Annotated in this window: 20 protein-coding genes; 4 read left to right on the top strand and 16 right to left on the bottom strand. The window is 38.7% G+C overall.

Annotation, left to right across the window (positions count from 1 at the left end):
- Positions 1 to 3: 3 nt before the first annotated feature.
- The 13 genes from GJU32_RS05895 to GJU32_RS05835 form a co-directional block, all read right to left on the bottom strand.
- Positions 4 to 744, bottom strand: coding sequence for an urease accessory protein UreF (locus tag GJU32_RS05895; protein ID WP_230874953.1), 741 nt, complete (start codon positions 742 to 744; stop codon positions 4 to 6).
- Positions 686 to 1,132 (bottom strand): urease accessory protein UreE, encoded by a 447-nt coding sequence (locus tag GJU32_RS05890; RefSeq protein WP_155591011.1) that lies wholly within the window; start codon positions 1,130 to 1,132, stop codon positions 686 to 688. Before GJU32_RS05890 ends, GJU32_RS05895 begins: the two co-directional genes overlap by 59 nt.
- A 50-nt stretch (positions 1,133 to 1,182) precedes the next feature.
- Positions 1,183 to 2,898 (bottom strand): urease subunit alpha, encoded by a 1,716-nt coding sequence (gene ureC / locus GJU32_RS05885; RefSeq protein WP_155591010.1) that lies wholly within the window; start codon positions 2,896 to 2,898, stop codon positions 1,183 to 1,185.
- On the bottom strand, positions 2,895 to 3,263 hold the full coding sequence (locus tag GJU32_RS05880; RefSeq protein ID WP_155591009.1) for an urease subunit beta: 369 nt from the start codon (positions 3,261 to 3,263) through the stop codon (positions 2,895 to 2,897). The genes ureC and GJU32_RS05880 overlap by 4 nt, the downstream gene beginning before the upstream one ends.
- A gap of 14 nt (positions 3,264 to 3,277) precedes the next feature.
- A complete protein-coding gene (gene ureA / locus GJU32_RS05875) occupies positions 3,278 to 3,580 on the bottom strand; it encodes an urease subunit gamma (RefSeq protein WP_155591008.1) in 303 nt (100 codons plus the stop codon).
- 471 nt (positions 3,581 to 4,051) lie between these two features.
- Positions 4,052 to 5,296: a methyl-accepting chemotaxis protein gene (locus tag GJU32_RS05870; protein ID WP_155591007.1), complete on the bottom strand. Its 1,245-nt coding sequence runs from the start codon at positions 5,294 to 5,296 to the stop codon at positions 4,052 to 4,054.
- A 179-nt stretch (positions 5,297 to 5,475) separates the two neighbouring features.
- On the bottom strand, positions 5,476 to 6,894 hold the full coding sequence (gene aspA / locus GJU32_RS05865) for an aspartate ammonia-lyase (protein WP_155591006.1): 1,419 nt from the start codon (positions 6,892 to 6,894) through the stop codon (positions 5,476 to 5,478).
- 154 nt (positions 6,895 to 7,048) lie between these two features.
- On the bottom strand, positions 7,049 to 7,678 hold the full coding sequence (locus tag GJU32_RS05860) for an NAD(P)-dependent oxidoreductase (RefSeq protein ID WP_155591005.1): 630 nt from the start codon (positions 7,676 to 7,678) through the stop codon (positions 7,049 to 7,051).
- 70 nt (positions 7,679 to 7,748) lie between these two features.
- Positions 7,749 to 8,162 carry an Rrf2 family transcriptional regulator gene (locus tag GJU32_RS05855; RefSeq protein ID WP_155591004.1) on the bottom strand — a complete coding sequence of 138 codons (414 nt, stop codon included), beginning with the start codon at positions 8,160 to 8,162 and terminating at the stop codon, positions 7,749 to 7,751.
- A 114-nt stretch (positions 8,163 to 8,276) separates the two neighbouring features.
- A complete protein-coding gene (locus tag GJU32_RS05850; protein WP_155591003.1) occupies positions 8,277 to 8,483 on the bottom strand; it encodes a thymidylate synthase in 207 nt (68 codons plus the stop codon).
- Positions 8,484 to 8,527: 44 nt separating this feature from the next.
- On the bottom strand, positions 8,528 to 8,776 hold the full coding sequence (locus GJU32_RS05845; protein WP_230874977.1) for a hypothetical protein: 249 nt from the start codon (positions 8,774 to 8,776) through the stop codon (positions 8,528 to 8,530).
- 121 nt (positions 8,777 to 8,897) lie between these two features.
- Positions 8,898 to 9,875, bottom strand: a complete 978-nt coding sequence (locus GJU32_RS05840; RefSeq protein WP_155591002.1) for a thymidylate synthase — start codon at positions 9,873 to 9,875, stop codon at positions 8,898 to 8,900.
- Between the two features lie 84 nt (positions 9,876 to 9,959).
- Positions 9,960 to 10,877, bottom strand: coding sequence for a hypothetical protein (locus tag GJU32_RS05835; protein ID WP_155591001.1), 918 nt, complete (start codon positions 10,875 to 10,877; stop codon positions 9,960 to 9,962).
- Positions 10,878 to 11,066: 189 nt separating this feature from the next.
- Between GJU32_RS05835 and GJU32_RS05830 the strand changes: the two genes are divergently transcribed.
- The 3 genes from GJU32_RS05830 (at position 11,067) to GJU32_RS05820 (ending at position 14,290) form a co-directional block, all read left to right on the top strand.
- The gene (locus GJU32_RS05830; protein ID WP_155591000.1) at positions 11,067 to 13,259 is read left to right on the top strand and encodes an ATP-binding protein; all 2,193 of its coding nucleotides are present in this window, start codon (positions 11,067 to 11,069) and stop codon (positions 13,257 to 13,259) included.
- Entirely contained in the window at positions 13,234 to 13,860 is a 627-nt protein-coding gene (locus tag GJU32_RS05825; protein WP_155590999.1) for a response regulator transcription factor, read from the top strand. The genes GJU32_RS05830 and GJU32_RS05825 overlap by 26 nt, the downstream gene beginning before the upstream one ends.
- Positions 13,861 to 14,089: 229 nt before the next feature.
- A complete protein-coding gene (locus GJU32_RS05820; protein ID WP_155590998.1) occupies positions 14,090 to 14,290 on the top strand; it encodes a cold-shock protein in 201 nt (66 codons plus the stop codon).
- 69 nt (positions 14,291 to 14,359) lie between these two features.
- Here GJU32_RS05820 and GJU32_RS05815 read toward each other — a convergent pair whose 3' ends face one another.
- The 3 genes from GJU32_RS05815 to GJU32_RS05805 form a co-directional block, all read right to left on the bottom strand.
- Positions 14,360 to 14,770: a hypothetical protein gene (locus tag GJU32_RS05815; RefSeq protein WP_230874952.1), complete on the bottom strand. Its 411-nt coding sequence runs from the start codon at positions 14,768 to 14,770 to the stop codon at positions 14,360 to 14,362.
- A 198-nt stretch (positions 14,771 to 14,968) separates the two neighbouring features.
- Positions 14,969 to 16,138, bottom strand: a complete 1,170-nt coding sequence (gene ccsB / locus GJU32_RS05810) for a c-type cytochrome biogenesis protein CcsB (protein WP_155590997.1) — start codon at positions 16,136 to 16,138, stop codon at positions 14,969 to 14,971.
- 85 nt (positions 16,139 to 16,223) lie between these two features.
- Positions 16,224 to 16,985 (bottom strand): CPBP family intramembrane glutamic endopeptidase, encoded by a 762-nt coding sequence (locus GJU32_RS05805; RefSeq protein WP_230874951.1) that lies wholly within the window; start codon positions 16,983 to 16,985, stop codon positions 16,224 to 16,226.
- 193 nt (positions 16,986 to 17,178) lie between these two features.
- On the opposite strand from GJU32_RS05805, the gene GJU32_RS05800 reads away from it, so the two are divergent.
- A complete protein-coding gene (locus GJU32_RS05800; RefSeq protein ID WP_155590996.1) occupies positions 17,179 to 17,916 on the top strand; it encodes a class I SAM-dependent methyltransferase in 738 nt (245 codons plus the stop codon).
- Positions 17,917 to 17,922: the final 6 nt, after the last annotated feature.

Genomic DNA, 17,922 nt, shown 5'->3' with positions numbered 1-17,922 from the left:
TTTCTATGAAATAAATAATCTTGCAAATAAAAATTCATGTTTCATGGATGCCAGTTCGATCCCTAGCGCATTATTAGCTAGATCATCCATTGTTAACGTCATCACTGTTGTCGCAGCTTCCTCCACAAAAACAAGTAACTCATGTAATGCTTGGACACCTGTATTTTGACCAAACGGCACAGCACGGACCGCATTTTGTACTAAGCCACTAATCGAAGCATACATAAAGGTCATGACCGCATGAAAGACATTGACACCTAGTGCCTCACAATAAATGCCATAAAGGACTGCGTAATGACCCTTCACTTCCTCACGGTCAATCTTCTCTTTCCATTGCAATAAAAAAGGGCTCTCCATAAGAGGTGCCACTGTTCGCATAAACTGCTTTCCTACATTGACACTTGCCTCTCTTGATTCCTTCGCTAGCTTTATGGCCCCACATAGTTCATCGAGCTCTGTGAGACGAGCAACATCTCTTCTTTTGGCTGCATGGAACGCTTCTTGAATCAAGAGGGCGTCCCCATGTACTAAATTATGAAATAAATACACTTTACAAAAATTCACCAATTGTTCCTTTGTGCGAATGACATCTTCCTGAATATACGTTTCCATGCCATAGGAATGTGTATAGGAACCGATAGGAAATGCGGAATCATGGACTTGCAATAATCTTAACAAGGATAAATTAGTGAGAGTGTCCACGGTATTTGAATGGCTGCTTGAAACGTCGTTCAGTTGTTTCATAGTGTACCCCTATTTCATCTAGTAACGGATTAATCGTATGATCTGCTCGTACGATGATTTCATTTTTTTCGATTAAGCAAGGTGTATGACGATTGCCTAGTTCAAATGCCGATTTCCCCATTTCGTTCATGTCTTTTGGCGTAATGACAATCACAGGCTCCAATTTAGTGCGAATCGCAATTCGACGGTCATCATCCTCAAATAATAAGTCACCATACTTAAGTGGTTCTTCTCCCTCTAAACGTAATGCAACATCTGTCCCCTTATCCGTTTCTGTGCGAAGAATTCGTTTGCTTAATTCCTCCCACTCTAACTCAATCCATTCTGTTGCCTTCTCTTGATGTTGTTCTTCGTTGGCAATATTACCAATAATTTTTTCAATTAACATATAGTCAGCACCTCATCTTATTTTTTTGCTGTTACACTCACTTTAATCTTTTAGAATAGGAAATATCGCTGTGCCATTGGTAGTACGTCCACTGGCTCACATGTCGCTAACTCACCATCAATTTTCACTTCATACGTTTCTGGATTCACATCAATTTTTGGTGTAGCATCGTTAAGCTTCATATCAGTTTTACGAATATTTCGGCAATTAGAGACCGTACCAATCATTCGTTTTAGGCCTAGTTTTTCTGGTAAGCCTTCTTCGACAGCAATTTTCGGTAAAAATGTCATGCCACAATTTTGCGGACCTTGTCCATAGAAGCCATATGTTTGACGTCCCTTCATCGGTTGTGGTGTAGGGATCGATGCATTTGGATCACCAGTTATGCCATACACTGCAATACCCGCTTTGATGACAACTTCAGCCTTCACACCAAAGAAAGCTGGCTCCCAAAGGACAATATCGGCTAACTTCCCTTCCTCAAGCGAGCCTACCTCATGGCTAATACCATGGGCAATGGCTGGATTTATATTGAGTTTTGCTATATAACGCTTGACGCGATAATTATCGTGATCCTTGCCTTCATCCTGCGATAGTGGGCCTCGTTGCTTTTTCATTTTGTCAGCTGTTTGGAACGTTCGTAATGTGACTTCACCGACACGCCCCATCGCTTGCGAATCCGAGGACATGATGCTCAAAATACCTAAATCTTGCATAATATCTTCCGCTGCAATCGTTTCTGGTCGAATGCGCGAATCCGCAAATGCCACATCTTCTGGTACATCATGCTTTAAGTGATGGCACACCATCAGCATATCTAAATGCTCGTCAATCGTGTTAGTTGTAAACGGTTTGGTAGGATTCGTAGATGCTGGCAAAATATTAGGTAATGATGCCATGATTAGCTGGTCTGGCGCATGTCCTCCACCAGCCCCTTCTGTATGGAAAATATGAATCACACGACCATCAATGGCATTAATCGTATCTTCCACAAACCCCGCTTCATTCAAAGTATCAGAGTGTAGCGCAACTTGAATATCGTAATCATCTGCGACTGATAGGCTTTGATCAAGTGCTGCTGGTGTTGCGCCCCAGTCCTCATGAATTTTCAAACCGATTGCTCCTGCACGAACTTGTTCAATGATTGGTGCTGGGTCAGAAGCACTACCCTTTCCAAGTAAGCCAACATTGATTGGGAAGCCTTCTACAGCCTGAAGCATGCGATGCAAATGCCATTCACCTGCTGTTAAGCTCGTCGCCTTCGAGCCAGCTGCTGGACCTGTGCCACCGCCAATAAAAGTCGTTGTACCTGCTAGTAATGCTGTTTCCACTTGATCAGGGCTGATGAAATGGATATGTGTGTCGATAGCTCCTGCCGTTGCAATAAGCCCTTCGCCTGCATATACCTCTGTCCCTACGCCAATAATCATATCTTGATCGACACCATCCATGCTATTCGGATTACCTGCTTTACCTATGCCGATAATGCGCCCATCTTTTATGCCGATATCCGCTTTAACGATACCTGTATAATCGACTATCATGACATTAGTAATGACTGTATCAAGCACACCTTCATTGCGTGTATTTTTGCCGTTTTGTCCCATAGAGACACGTAATGATTTGCCACCACCAAAGACACCTTCATCTCCGTAAGATGTATAATCTTTCTCGATTTCAATCCACAGGTCCGTATCGGCTAAACGAACTTTATCGCCAACTGTGGGACCAAACATTTTCGCGTAAGCTTCATGTGTTACCTTCATTTTTCTTCCGCTCCTTTAAAGCCACCTTCAATTGCCTTGTCTAAAATTTCGTCTTTATGGTGGGTAGAGCCTTCTGTTAACATATTTAAGCCAAAGACATGTTGTTTACCACCAAACTCAACAAGCTCCACCTCTTTTTCTTCACCAGGTTCAAAGCGCACCGCTGTTCCCGATGGAATATTTAAATGCATCCCGATGGCATCTTGACGATTAAATTCTAGAAATCTATTAACCTCGATAAAATGAAAATGTGAGCCTACTTGTATTGGTCGGTCTCCTGTATTCGCAACTAAAACCTTTTTTGTTTCTCTGCCCACATTGATTTCAATGACACCGTTTTTCGGTCTGATTTCTCCAGGAATCATATGCAAACACTCCTTTACTGAATTGGACGGTGAACCGTGACAAGTTTCGTCCCATCTGGGAATGTACATTCAACCTGCACATCTGGAATCATGTCCCCGACACCATCCATCACATCTTCCGCTGTGAGTACATGTTTGGCTTCACTCATAAGCTGTGCCACCGTTTTACCATCTCTAGCACCTTCCATAATAAAACTACTAATCAGTGCAACAGCTTCTGGATAATTTAGCTTTAAGCCACGAGCTTTTCTTTTCAGCGCAAGTTCTCCTGCCACATGGAGGAGTAATTTTTCTTGTTCTACTGGTGATAGCTTCAATCCAATCTCTCTCTTTCCTATATTCAGAATTATCTTTCAATAATATTCTTTTGTGGCATAACTTCCTTTCAGCTTCATTTTTAATGTTCTTACCATTCAGTTTTAACTGCATTTAGTTGTTGTCTTACAAATTATGATTTCGCAAGGGATATGCGAAGAGAAATAGAAATGACTTGTTGACCCGGCGAATGCGGGTTGCATTAGTTGAAGTGAGTAATAGAGGTAACAGCTAGTCCATTATAAGAAACTAAATTAAAAAATTCAACATTTTTATTTATCTGTGAATTTACAAGTTTTATAAATAAAAAAATAAAAAAGAGGCATATTTTACAGAAAATTGGTCATCTGTAAAAAAGCCTCTTAATCCTCCCAGTGAAACGGAGCAAAAAATTATACTAAAAAACTTGTAAATTTATTGTTGAGAGATTCTTATTTCAGGGCTAAAAACCCTTGAAAATCTCCTTTTCTTATCTAAACATGGAATTGATTTGTTAATTTTTGCAAGTTATCAGCTTGGACACTTAAGTCCTGTGTGACATGATTGACAGCTTGCATGGAGGCTGTTTGCTCATCCATTGAATGTAAAACGGCTTCTGTATAATTCGATAATCTACCCATGCCATCTGCAATCGTCGTAACCGTTGATGCCACTTCATTGGCACTACTAGAAAGTTGTCCAGCTGTCGTCGAAATATCTTCAAGCTGATTAGTCATTCGACTAACATGCTGTGAAATGGTACCGAATGACTTTGTCGCTTCCTCAATGACATACACACCTTGTTGAACATTTTTCAAATCATCGCCTACCGCTGATGCTACCTGTTTTGTGTCACTTTCAATACCAACGACTAAATCCACAATTTGCGTAGCAGAGTGCTTTGATTGCTCTGCTAATTTACGCACTTCTTCTGCCACGACTGCGAAGCCTTTACCATGCTCCCCAGCACGCGCTGCTTCAATAGCCGCATTCAATGCTAATAGATTCGTTTGATCCGTGATAGCTGTAATCATAGCTGTCATCGATCTAATATCCGACATTTTATTGGATAATTGTTGCATGAGATCACTCGTTTTTTCTGTTGAAGATGAAATAAATTGCATTTGTTCTTTCGCCACATGTAAAATGTTTGCACCATTCCCTGCAATCTCGTTGGCATCTTTTGCATGATCAAAAACATCTTGTGTTGCCACTGTAATACGCTCGATTCCAGTGACTGTTTCTTGCATCGCATTGGCACTATGATTGGCCGATTGTGCTGCTTGTTTTAAGCCCTCTGTCGTTTTCTCCATCTGTTGATCCACTACTTCAACAGCCTGTGTAATTTCATTCGTACTTGCCGATAACTCCTCGATGCTAGCTGATAGATCGGTAGAGTTGTTGGCAATTTCTTGTGTCATTGTTCGTAATTGTTCCTTCATCTCCAAAAAGGATTGAGCTAGCTGAGAAATTTCACTCTTGTCATGAACCTCGATTACAACTGAATCTAGATGGCCTGCAGAAATCCCTTGTGCAGCCTCAGTTAACTGTTTAATTGGCTGAATGACTTTGTAGTGGACATACACCGTGTAAGAGAGCGTAATAGCGATTCCTACGATGGTTAATATGGTAGAAAGCCATTCTAAAGTTGTTACATTGGTCAAATCAATCAATAAAATAATAATCATTAAAACATTTAATAATGAAAAGCCAAGTAAACTCTTTTTTCGTAAACTCATAACAAATTCCCCCAACTAAAATATTACTTCCATACCAGTATTATAGTTGAATAATCCTGAAAATCATAAGAATACGCTCTGTTTTTATAAGAATAAAGACACAGCAAGTTGATCTTGGTCGCAAAAAAAAGACTATAGACAGCCCAAAAAGCATGTCTACAGTCTATAATGTTCTTGATTTATTTTAATTTCATGATACTAGAGCCAGCAATACCTGGATGTGTCATTTCATATGGATCTAAAATTAAATCTAATTGCTCTTTTGTTAAGACACCTTCTTCAATACAAAGCTCACGAATAGAACGACCTGTTAGAATTGCTTCGCGGGCAAGACGAGCAGCTACTTCATAGCCGACATGAGGGTTTACTGCTGTTAATACCCCAACACTTTTCTCTACATATTCTTTCATACGTGCTTCATTTGCTTCGATGTCTTTTAAGCAATTTTCCGTAAACGCATGGAATACATTATTCATAATGCTAATGGATTGGATTAAGTTAAAGACTAATACAGGCTCCATTACGTTTAATTCTAATTGTCCAGCTTCAGATGCTAGAGAAATGGTATGGTCATTACCAATCACTTGGAAGGCTACTTGGTTCAGTACTTCTGGCATAACAGGGTTAACTTTACCTGGCATAATAGAAGATCCTGGTTGACGAGCTGGTAAAAGGATTTCTCCTAAGCCTGCACGTGGACCAGAAGCCATTAAGCGCAAGTCATTGGCAATTTTAGACATATTAATCATACAGATTTTTAATGCGCCAGATACTTCTGTATAAGCATCTGTATTTTGTGTAGCATCCACTAAATGTGTTGCACCTTTTAATGGTAAACCAGAAATGTCAGCAAGATGCTCATCAACCGATTTAATGTAATCTGGGAAGGCATTTAAACCTGTCCCTACAGCTGTTGCACCCATATTCACATCATATAAATTTGGACGTGTTTGACGAATGCGTACGATATCACGGTTGAGTACGCGGCAATATGCTTCAAACTCTTGTCCTAAACGAATTGGTACTGCATCCTGTAAATGCGTACGACCCATTTTAATGACATGTGCAAATTGCTCTGCTTTTTGATGGAAGACAGATTGCATATAATCCATCGTCACTAATAATTCATCTATTAAATTTAACACAGCAATATGAATAGCTGTTGGGAAAGCATCATTTGTTGATTGTGACATATTTACATGACTGTTTGGACTTACTGTATGATAGTCACCTTTTTCTTTCCCTAAAATCTCTAGGGCGCGATTGGCGATGACTTCATTGGCATTCATATTGATTGATGTACCTGCTCCACCTTGGATTGGGTCTACAATAAATTCCGCATCCCATTTGCCATCAATCACTTCTTGTGCTGCTTCGACAATTGCCTCACCAATTTCTTTTGATAATAGGTGTACTTCCATATTACTTAATGCAGCTGCTTTTTTCACGATCCCCATTGCTTTAATGAGTGAAGAGTGAATTGTGTAGCCTGTAATTGGGAAGTTTTCCGTTGCACGTAGTGTTTGAATTCCGTAATAAGCTTCTGCTGGTAATACGCGCTCACCTAAAAAATCTTTTTCTATACGTTGTGTTGACATCATTGTCGTCTCCTTTTATGTAATACTCACACTTGATAGTAGCTAATAAAAGTCGTATTGTAAACAGTCATTTTTCAGCAAACGAAAAAATTTCTTCAAAAATGCAAAGAAATCGATAAAAACCGAGCGCATTTCCTACGCTCGGTTACGTTTATTATTTATTTGATGTCACTGTAAAACGGCCATTTACATGTTGTGGGTTTTCTAGTTCATCTAAGACAGCAACTGCATAATCGGCATAGCTGACATAACTTTCCCCAGCGTCATTTACTAATAGATGGTCTAGACCTGCTGTATAGTTACCTGTACGAGCTCCTTCTGGATCAAAAAAGGCAGATGGACTTAAAAATGTCCATTGAATGGATGATTGTTGTAAATCCTGCAGGTTCTGACCTTGATTTTGTGCAGTCGCTAAGTACATTGCTGGGAAATCTGGTGTTTCCATGACACGCACCTTTTTCTCTGGATCCACAAATAAACTACCTGCACCACCTACGACAAATAATTTTGTTTGACTATCTTTAAAAATGGCAATTAAATGATGACCAGCTTTTACGTGTAAATCCTCTTGACCTGCTGGCGCACCAAATGCATTCACAACGACATCAAAACCTTTCACATCATCTTGTGTTAAATCGAACACATCTTTTTCAATAACTGGAATAGAGGCTGTCACTTTTGCTGCTGAACGAACGATGGCTGTTACGTCATGACCACGTTGTAGCGCTTCCTCTACTATTTTTTGTCCCGCTTTCCCTGTTGCTCCAATTACTGCAATTTTCATTGTTTATTCCTCCTACATTTTAGTTGTAACCAATTTAGTTACAGGTTGGATACAAGAAGACCATCTCCGTCTAAATACGAAGTTGATCTAGCACATCCTGTAGCGTCTGCGCTTGTAATTGCTCCACCATTGCATGCCAAACAGATGTATAAACACCTTCCAGTGTATGCTGGATTTTTCGACCTACTGCACACGCTGGATTTGGCTGATCATGAATCGCAAACAGCTGCTCTGGCCCATCAATCGCTTGATAGATAGCTAAAAGTGTTAAATCCTTTGGTTCCACTAATAGCTCATAGCCAGCAAGCCCAGATTGTGATGATAGTAAGCCTGCTTTTTTTAGAACACCAATCATACGTCTTACGACAACAGGATTGGTATTTACACTTCCAGCAATAAAGTCAGATGTTAGTATGCTTCTATCAGATGTTGTTGCAATGAGCGAAAGAATATGGATCGCCACCGAAAATCGACTGTTCACCATATGTATCACCACCCGTTGTAACCATTATAGTTACAGGTGTAGAAAAAAGCAAGCACTTTTGCCTTTTTTGTCACCTGTATGTATTGTTTCCGTTATTCTACGTCTGATGCATCCTTATATTTTCTTCACATAAATCACTAATTCTTGACGTACTTGACCATTGTCCTCATAAAAATCTAAATTGTGAAATTCATATTTAAAGTGACCTACTGGAAACGTCACACTCTCTCCCTGTGCTGCTGCTAAAATACCTGCCACATCCTGTGACATCATATGCAACAATTCTTCCCCAGAGAATGAATCGATAAAAATTACGTTCATAAAAAACACCTCCACAGCTAGTATAGCTTAGAAGGCGCTTACATTTATAGTGTTACTTTATAGCCTTTCAAACGAATCTCTTCAATGACTTCCATCATTTCATGAATTTGCTGCTGTGACAATTTTGTCGTGTGATTGGGAACTGCTCGTTGCTCTAATCCAATTTTTTGTTCTAGATGACTGGGCTGTCGTTCACTTTCTTCTACTTGAAGGACCATTGAATTTTTCACAACTTTCACCTCTACACTATAATTGACTGACATCGTCGTTCCAAATAATGCTAATAATACCATAATCACTATAATCGACTTCTCTTCATCCAGTCATCCAACTACTTGCCTATTTAGCAAAACAAATAATTAGACCTACTTGCAAGTTTTAAAAAAACAGCAACCAAAACGGCTGCTGCTAGTATTATACGGCAATCGGTGCTTTAATGGTAGGATGTGGATCATACCCTTCAATGGATAAATCCTCAAGCTCTATATCAAAGATCGATGATTTAGTTGAGTTGATGTGCAATGTTGGTAGTTCCTTTGGCTCTCGTGATAGCTGTTCTTTTACTTGCTCCACATGGTTCGCATAAATATGAGCATCCCCAATGCTATGAATAAATTCCCCAACCTCTAAACCACATTCATGCGCAATCAGATGTGTTAATAGTGCGTAAGAAGCGATATTGAACGGACAGCCTAATAATGTGTCTAAGCTCCGTTGCATTAACTGACAGCTTAATTTACCATCTGCTACATAAAATTGGAACATAACATGACATGGCGGTAGTGCGGCCTTGCTGCCCTTTGCTCCCGCATTAATGACATCTTCAGGATTCCACGCATTCACAATGATACGTCGTGAATCCGGATTATGTTTAATTTGATGAATGACATCTTGAAGCTGGTCAAGGCTCTCTCCATCAGAAGTTGTCCAATGACGCCATTGCTTGCCATAGACATTGCCAAGATCTCCGTATTGTTGCGCAAAGTCATCGTCAGTTAAAATACGTTCACAAAATGATGCTAGCTCTTTTTGGTATAGTGCATTAAACGACTCGTCCACTAAACAACGACGACCAAAATCTGTCATATCAGGTCCTGTATAGTCGTTCGATTCCACCCATTTTTTAAATGCCCATTCATCCCATATGTGATTATTATGCTGCAATAGATAACGTATATTTGTATCCCCTTTAATGAACCATAACAATTCACTCGCTACAAGCTTAAAAGGTACACGTTTTGTTGTTAAAAGTGGAAATCCTTTGCTTAAATCAAAGCGCATTTGGTAACCAAAGACACTATATGTACCTGTCCCTGTACGATCCTCTTTTTTCGTGCCATTATCTAATATATGTTGTAGTAAATTTAAGTACGCCATTTCTGGATGCGTCATTTTTCTTCAACAGCTCCTTCCAGTTTACTGTTGTCCATTATACCATTTCACAACGTATTTTCGTACGTTGAAATTATTCCATTATCAGCCCGAATGGTAGGAATTGTTGTTAAGTTCCCGTGAAATTTCACTTTCCGTTGTGACGAAAAAAGTGGGAAGCAAAATAATATTCAATAAAATAGGTCCAACGATGACTAATAAATCAATGCCAGGACTAAAGTAAAGACCGAATGCTGTGATCAGACCAGAAAGCACAAGGAAGATGATTTGAGCCACAATAATTAATATCGGCAATAATTGATACATGTAGTTAAGTTTACGGAACTGATGCAAATTGTCTGGATTCTCGATAATCTTCCTTTTCAGTTGTCGAGACAAAATGATACAAGCAAGCAGTTGAGCACCCATAAAACTAAAGTAAATGACACTGTATAGGAACAATTGTCGTTTCTGTATCGTGCCATCAAAGTGACCGACCCTTTGGTTTAACAGATCGTTGACCGCTCCCTCATAAACATATTCACGTTCACTTAAAAAAGTAAAAGGTTCCATAAAACCAAGCGCTGCCCAATCCTTTGTATTGACAGTCCAATTGGATAATTTACTCGCTAAAATACGCAATTGAATGGGGTCTTGCTCTCCAAACATTCCTACTAAAATACTATAGGGAATCGCTACTTTCAGCTGACCACCTTGCTTTTCTTGAAATAAATCATGAATGTAAAAGGTATAGGCAACATCTGATTTATTTGCCTCGTAATGAGCATCTTCAATCTTCCAATGACTTGCTAAGGAATCTTGAATTCCATTTCTCATTTCCGTATAGGGTATATCCTTATGTAAACGCTTTGGAATCTTGTAGACAAAGTGATGATCACTGCCGATAAGAAAAATCTCCACTTCGACCTTATCTTGATCAATGGTTTTGGCCATTGTGGTCAATGGAATGGTGATGATGGTGATAAGAAAAAAAAGAATGAGTGTTAAAATACCTTTTTTCACGCAATTGTCCCCCTGTTCGTCACAATTATTAAATTTACCCTACCATAGCCATGTCCGAAAAAACTATTTCGTTATTCCGAAAAAGCAATAGTGGTTTTCCGAAAGACATTATTTCGGTATTCCAAATTTATCAATTATTAGCGATAATATATAGGAGATTATTATCATGAGGGAATTTGAGGTTTACAAATGAAAAAATGGACTTATAGTATTTTTCTTACATATTTAATACTTGGGATTTATGTATTAGTGGTTACAATCAAGTCGCCCTTTGTCAGTCTTAGCCTTGATACGACAAACGGGCAAGCCATCATAGTAGATAGCTACTACCCTCATTGGGCTAAGCAAAAAAATATCGAAAAAGGCGATATTGTTATAGCCATTGATGGAGAGCCAGCCCTGGATAATCGCTTTGTTCAGCATGATTCAATTATTAGAAGTGCCAATACATTAACCATTGAAAAGTCTGATAAAACCATTCAAACCATTGAAGTGAAGCACAGGGATATGCCAGAAGAATTATATTTGCAGATACTGTTTCCTCTATTTTATTTTATCTTAGCTTTCGTGGTGGCATTTTATTTATGTCAACGCAATAAACATAATCTGTCAACATTTCTATTGATCCTATTTTTATTGACTTGTTCCATGGCCTACATCAGTACAGGGGCATCAGCAAGAGGTAATATGATTGGTAAGGTTGTCATTGGTATTTGTATCATTTTATGTATGGTTCTCTTCATTCACTTTTTACAGCATTTTTTCAAGTACCTACAAATCAGATGGACCTATATTCATAGTAAATGGCTTTATTTTCTACCGCTTATCATCCCTGGCTGCTATGTTTTTGAAGGATTTGTGCCAACGTTCCGGGAGATTACACCTCTCTTGAACTTGAGTTTATTTGCTGTACTCGTGCTATATGCTATTTATATTTTATTAACAAGTTATTTACGTACAAAATTGGCTAAAATTCGTTTGATTGCCCTCGCTTTTATCGTTCCATTTTTACCATTTTTACTATTTTTCGTAACACCTGAAATATTAGGACATAAGCCATTACTACATGCTGAGATAGCCGCGTTATTTTTATTATTTATTCCTTTTTCCTTTTTGTTCATTCAGGTGAACGAACGATTATTCGATATTGAATACCAATTATCACGTTTACGCTATTACTCAACGCTGGCCTTTTTCAGTTCCCTTCTATTGACAGCTGGGATTGCACTATTGTTTATGGGACAGCTATCCATTGTTCATTTCACAAGTATTTTTTTACTTGTTTTCATGGTATTCATTGCTAGCTTCTATATAAAGGAACGCATGGATTTTAAGTATAGAAAAATTATCTTTTCTTCTACTGGAAATTATGTACATAATTTATATGCAGCTGTTCAGCGCATGGGTAAAGCGAAAAACCAACAAGAATTATTGGAACGCTTTAAATATGAAATCACCGAAAAACTGGGGACGACAGCCTTTCATATCTGTACGATAACAGATGATTGCACACAGCATACAAACCATCATACGCAGCTGCTGTTACATGATGCTGGCGAGGAAAAAATCATTTTAGAAATTCGACATGCTCTCCAAAGGGAAGAACTTCTTTGGTTAGAATTACTCGCGCTGTATGTGTCAATGTTTATAAATAATTTACAGCAAATTGAGGATTTAGTTCGTGAAATTCAGCATATGAAAAACACCAGTGATACACCACTTCCTTGGCTCGATAAACTGTTATGGAATATTATCGAAAAAGAAAAGAGTATTTTAGCACAAGAATTACACGATACCATTTTACAGGAGCAGCTCCATTTAGCCAGAGAGCTAGACGTCCTTGCTTGCTCCCCTACTATTAGTAAAGAAACCGTCTTAGATATTCGTGAACAGCTATTAAATGCCACGAAGGACTTACGGGAATATTGCGAGAACTTAAGCCCTCCACTACTAGATACGTTTGGTTTACAGATGGCCTTAAAGAAACTGATTCAAAAGGTAAAAATTCGTGCTGACTTTTTATTAAGCGCTCAAATAGCTCGGGTCCACTTCCAGGATGTCACCCTCCATCTAGTGGTCTATCGTCTAGTTCAGGAGCTTCTAAATAATGCCATTAAACATGCTGAAGCAACGGAGGTTTCGCTACAATTACAAGCCATTCCTCAGGGCTTTATTCTACAATATGATGATAATGGGATAGGCTGTGACATTGACGATTTAATTCAGTCCTCTGCTTCAATGGGCATTAATGGAATTCGTGAACGTGTCCGTGCCTTTAATGGTGACATTACCATCCAATCTAGCCACAATGAAGGCATGCATATTTTTATACAAATACAAGAGGACGTGGATTTATATGATGAACATACTTATTATAGATGACCATCCTGTCGTTTTAGATGGTACAAAAACATTGTTACAGGATTTAGCCAATGTCCAAATCGAAACCGAGCAGGATAGTGCAGCAGTTTTACCAAGAATGGATACAGCAACCTTTCAGTTATTCCTGATCGACATTAATATGAAGCCAATTAACGGCATCCAACTAGCAGAAATGATTAGGAAAAAACAACCAGAGGCACTTATTATACTTTATACAGGCTACGAGCTTTCCGATTATTACGAGCTGTTGATTGAGAAAAAAATTGATGGCCTATTATCAAAGCTCGCGACAAAGGAACAAGTTATCCAAACAATTCAAGCAGCCCTTCGAGGAGAGATTTTACTTGCGGCGGATTTCTTAGATTTTATCCAGCAACGCTCCAACATGCCAAATGTCCAACAGGAGGTATTACTGAGCGATAAAGAACAGGAAATTTTACAGCTCGTTGCGCAAGGCTGTACGAATAAAGCCATTGCCTCCGCAATAGGCGTCACACAGCGCACAGTAGAGAATTATTTATCAAAACTGTTCGTTAAGCTAAACGTAGAATCACGAGCTGAAGCTGTCATTGTAGCCAAGGAAAGGGCCTGGATTGACTAATGGTCAGTCATAAATAGATTACTACTAGATTACAAATGTAAATTTTTCCTTACTAAAAACGGAATTTACTGGATATACAAACAATTCTGTACTATAATAAAGCTAATAATTACATTACTTCATTACTATGATTAAAAACGCGTATTCAAAAGTAATACGAGCTTTTGAATACGTTTTTTATATGTGATCGAAGAAATTGATTGTTGAATTTTTTTGGGAGGGTGTTTACATGACACAAGGGACAGTTAAATGGTTTAACGCAGAAAAAGGTTTTGGCTTCATCGCAGTTGAAGGTGGCAACGATGTATTCGTACATTTCTCAGCTATCCAATCTGATGGCTTCAAAACGTTAGAAGAGGGCCAAAAAGTTGAATTCGGCGTAGAAGAAGGAAACCGTGGACCTCAAGCAACGAATGTAGTGAAACTATAATCTTCACCTAACATAGACGTGCATATAGAAAGAGACATCCATTTCAGGATGTCTCTTTTTTGGCATGATTCATGTCCTACCAACAATACTAATCATCCAAATATACAACGGATACCCTACAAGCATGACCAAGAGGATAAGTCCTTGCACAGGCGCTGGCATATCCCCGCGATTTTCAATAGGAAATAGACGAGCAAATACCATTGTAAAAATCACTGTATAAGGCAGCCAAAGTATCATTGTTCCATAAACAAAACGACTGTGACCAAGCCATGCAGTAACGAGCTTATACATAAACATCGTCGCTACAATAAGCCCCACTAGCTGAACAAGAAGTAAGAAAATATCCAAAAAGCCCCCCTCCCAGCCAGTAAGTCTTAGCATACGATAATAATTGACCTGTAACTCCATGGATAGAAAGAACATCAGACCATACAACAGACTAACGCTATTTAATTTGAGGAAATAGGACATGGTCATAGGATTTTTCCTCCTTTCATTGTTGTTGAGTGGGGTTTTCTGTAAGTTTGGTTGCCTGGCACTTTCTTTCAAGCAGGGTCCTATTAGTTTGATCACTTCTCACTCACTTTGTAGCAATCTCAGCGTTCCCCGTCCAAAAGATTTATTCATTCTCACCACACAAATGAGTGAAGTACCCACTAAATCATCATAAGTAGCCTACGCATAAGAATGTAATCCTGCAATAACTAAATTGACAAATACTTGGTTGAACACGATGATGCCGAAGCCGATGATGGCTAACCAGGCTGTCTTCTCCCCTTCCCAGCCTTTCGATAAGCGGAAATGAAGAAAGGCTGCATAGAATAAAAAGGTAATCAATGCCCAAACCTCTTTGGGATCCCAGCCCCAATAGCGACTCCAAGCGATTTGCGCCCAAATCATGGCAAATAATAGACCACCTAATGCAAATAATGGGAAACCGATAACGACAGCGCGATAAGATATTTCGTCCATTAATTGTGGCTGAACACGGCTTGTCCACGGCTTCAATAAGGCACTAATCGATTTTCTTGTCATTAATCGAATGACACCATATAAAATAGTGCCAACCATAAACGCCCAGACAATCGAATTTAATTTTTTGGCATCAATTTTGTTCGTTATTTCTACAAAACCTACCGCCTCACCACTCTCTTTAACCGCACCTTTATTAACAATTAAGGGCATCATTGAGTAGCTTGCTTGTTCTTGCTGTCCCTGTGCATTATCAAAACGTACTTGTACATCATCAGCCGCTACGCTGAAAAAGGTCGATGCGCCAATAAAGCCAATTACTACAATTAAACAATACAAGACAAACTCTAAACTATATGTACTGATGGATTTTTTAGTGATATCTAACGTTCTTAATAAATAAATTAACCCAGTGGCAAAAGACACCGATAAAACAGCACTGGAAAAAGCAACTGTCATGACGTGGATCGTTAACCAGTGACTTTGCAGAGAAGGAACGAGTGGTGATACTTCCTTGGCGAAAACGCTTCCATAGCCAAGGATGATTAATGACACAGGGATTGTAAATAAACCGACAACAATCTGCTTATATAAGAAATGGATAATTAAATAACTCCCTGTGAGCATAATGCCAAAGAATGTCATAAATTCGTACATATTACTGACAGGTGCATGGTCTACAGCCACCCATCGCACGACAAAATAAACGAGCTGCAGTGCAAATGCTACATAAGTGAGAAATAGCCCTAGCTTGCCAAACATTTTCCCCTTTGATTTGACTGCAAGCCCTAATGGTACAATGGCGATAAGCAGTAGAATAAAGGCAATAAATAAGGCGTTGCTACTAATAGATAATAATGTTTCTTGATTCAATAGAATACCTCCAGCGTCTCTTTTTCGGAATTTGCTTCCAAATTATAAGAACGTTCTCGTTTGCAAGAAGTGCCAGCTTTTCCCTTTAAATATTTTTATTTTTAGGAATTGTTACAAACCTATGACACAAAAGGAAAAAAACAACTGTCAGCATGAGACATTTTATCAACTCTTGTTTTTCTATGGAAACGGTCATGTGCTGTCCTTCGCTTAAGTAAAAGACATTCATCATACCATGGAAAATCGCAACGGGTATAATGGATTGACCATATTCCCGAACGATTGAAAGCACAAGTGATAACACAAAAAGTAGTACTAAATAGGAAGGTATCCCCACGCCAGGCAAGATGTATAGTTTATATATCAAAGCAATAGGTAAATGCCAGAATGACCATAACACACCGATTATGAATGCTGTGGAACCGAAACTGAAACGTTGACGCAAAGAAACATGATAATTACCGCGCCAGACAATTTCTTCTAAAAAAGCGGAGCCAGTACTAATGGTTAATCCTATTACAGATAAAAAAATCAGTTGGAAAGGTGTCTTGATGAGAAAAGAGTCGTGGTGGGTAACATAAAAATAAAAATGCAGTATGATCCCTAACGAAAAAGGGATGAAGATGCTAGCTAGGAGCCATGGCCATGTTGGTTTAGATATAGAAAAAGTAGGCAAAATGGACATTTTGGCGAAAATCTTTTGAACAAGGACAACGGATACGAGTGGGATCACCATTGTTACACCAAGGAATGCCCTACCATTCTCTAGGAAAGTTAAAAAATAATGCGTCACGAGTGTGAGGCTGTATAGGCACAGCGTTGTTGTGAGTAGAAAATAATTTTTCATTAGTTTCCTCCTCAATAAATAAACCATCTATCTGTTAATAGATGGAAATTAATCATATTCAAAAAAATGACATGCCTCTATCTACATCTTACAAAAAATTGTAATAAAAGTCTATTTCTTTTTTGGTCACCATGGGACAATAAGGATGCGCACAATTGACATAACGTTATGTTTCACTAAATGGAGGTTACTATTGAAACAAAATATCTATGACAATCCTATTTTTTTTAATCAATACAAAGCTTTAAGGCAAAAGCAATATAATTATAATCGTCTCTTGGAGCAGCCCACAATGAAGTCTTTATTGCCACCGTTGGCGAATTTACAAATACTCGATATTGGCTGTGGCATGGGCGAATTCGCCAACTACTGTATCGACCATCATGCCAAACATGTAACAGCATTAGATGTTTCCAGCAATATGTTGGCCATCGCCAAACAGGAACATAGCCATCCACAAATTGACTATCAGCTGCAAGCAATAGAGGATTATGAAGTAGCTTCGAATAGCTTTGATTGTATAACAAGTTCGCTTTCCCTACACTATGTGAAAGATTTTGATGCAGTCATTCGTCAAATTGCTCAAAAGCTTCGTCCAAATGGTATTTTTATTTTCTCTGTGGAGCACCCGATTGCTACAGCTCGTCACACATTGGATGATAATTGGATTTATGACGAAAACAATAATCGTCTTCATTATGCCGTGGATCACTATCAGGAAGAAGGCTTACGTGAGCAAACTTGGTTGGTAGACGGTGTAGTCAAATATCATCGCACGATTGCTACAATGGTAAATACATTAATTACCCATGGCTTAACGATTGAAAAAATAGTTGAGCCTATCCCAGGCAAGGAAGCCATTCAACAGCTTCCTTCTATTGAGAAGGAGCTACGCCGTCCGTCCTTTTTATTCATAAAAGCAAAAAAATAAATGAAA

It is taken from the genome of Lysinibacillus cavernae (assembly GCF_009724685.1).
Lineage (GTDB): Bacteria > Bacillota > Bacilli > Bacillales_A > Planococcaceae > Lysinibacillus > Lysinibacillus cavernae.
The sequence above is the reverse complement of the archived record's forward strand: the minus strand, read 5'-3'. Positions and strand labels throughout refer to the sequence as shown.

Coding starts and splice junctions, on each gene's coding strand:
- GJU32_RS05895 (WP_230874953.1), bottom strand. CDS start 744: ATGAAACAACTGAACGACGTTTCAAGCAGCCATTCAAATACCGTGGAC.
- GJU32_RS05890 (WP_155591011.1), bottom strand. CDS start 1,132: ATGTTAATTGAAAAAATTATTGGTAATATTGCCAACGAAGAACAACAT.
- ureC (WP_155591010.1), bottom strand. CDS start 2,898: ATGAAGGTAACACATGAAGCTTACGCGAAAATGTTTGGTCCCACAGTT.
- GJU32_RS05880 (WP_155591009.1), bottom strand. CDS start 3,263: ATGATTCCTGGAGAAATCAGACCGAAAAACGGTGTCATTGAAATCAAT.
- GJU32_RS05870 (WP_155591007.1), bottom strand. CDS start 5,296: ATGAGTTTACGAAAAAAGAGTTTACTTGGCTTTTCATTATTAAATGTT.
- aspA (WP_155591006.1), bottom strand. CDS start 6,894: ATGTCAACACAACGTATAGAAAAAGATTTTTTAGGTGAGCGCGTATTA.
- GJU32_RS05860 (WP_155591005.1), bottom strand. CDS start 7,678: ATGAAAATTGCAGTAATTGGAGCAACAGGGAAAGCGGGACAAAAAATA.
- GJU32_RS05855 (WP_155591004.1), bottom strand. CDS start 8,162: ATGGTGAACAGTCGATTTTCGGTGGCGATCCATATTCTTTCGCTCATT.
- GJU32_RS05850 (WP_155591003.1), bottom strand. CDS start 8,483: ATGAACGTAATTTTTATCGATTCATTCTCTGGGGAAGAATTGTTGCAT.
- GJU32_RS05845 (WP_230874977.1), bottom strand. CDS start 8,776: ATGGTATTATTAGCATTATTTGGAACGACGATGTCAGTCAATTATAGT.
- GJU32_RS05840 (WP_155591002.1), bottom strand. CDS start 9,875: ATGACGCATCCAGAAATGGCGTACTTAAATTTACTACAACATATATTA.
- GJU32_RS05830 (WP_155591000.1), top strand. CDS start 11,067: ATGAAAAAATGGACTTATAGTATTTTTCTTACATATTTAATACTTGGG.
- GJU32_RS05825 (WP_155590999.1), top strand. CDS start 13,234: ATGATGAACATACTTATTATAGATGACCATCCTGTCGTTTTAGATGGT.
- GJU32_RS05820 (WP_155590998.1), top strand. CDS start 14,090: ATGACACAAGGGACAGTTAAATGGTTTAACGCAGAAAAAGGTTTTGGC.
- GJU32_RS05815 (WP_230874952.1), bottom strand. CDS start 14,770: ATGACCATGTCCTATTTCCTCAAATTAAATAGCGTTAGTCTGTTGTAT.
- GJU32_RS05805 (WP_230874951.1), bottom strand. CDS start 16,985: ATGAAAAATTATTTTCTACTCACAACAACGCTGTGCCTATACAGCCTC.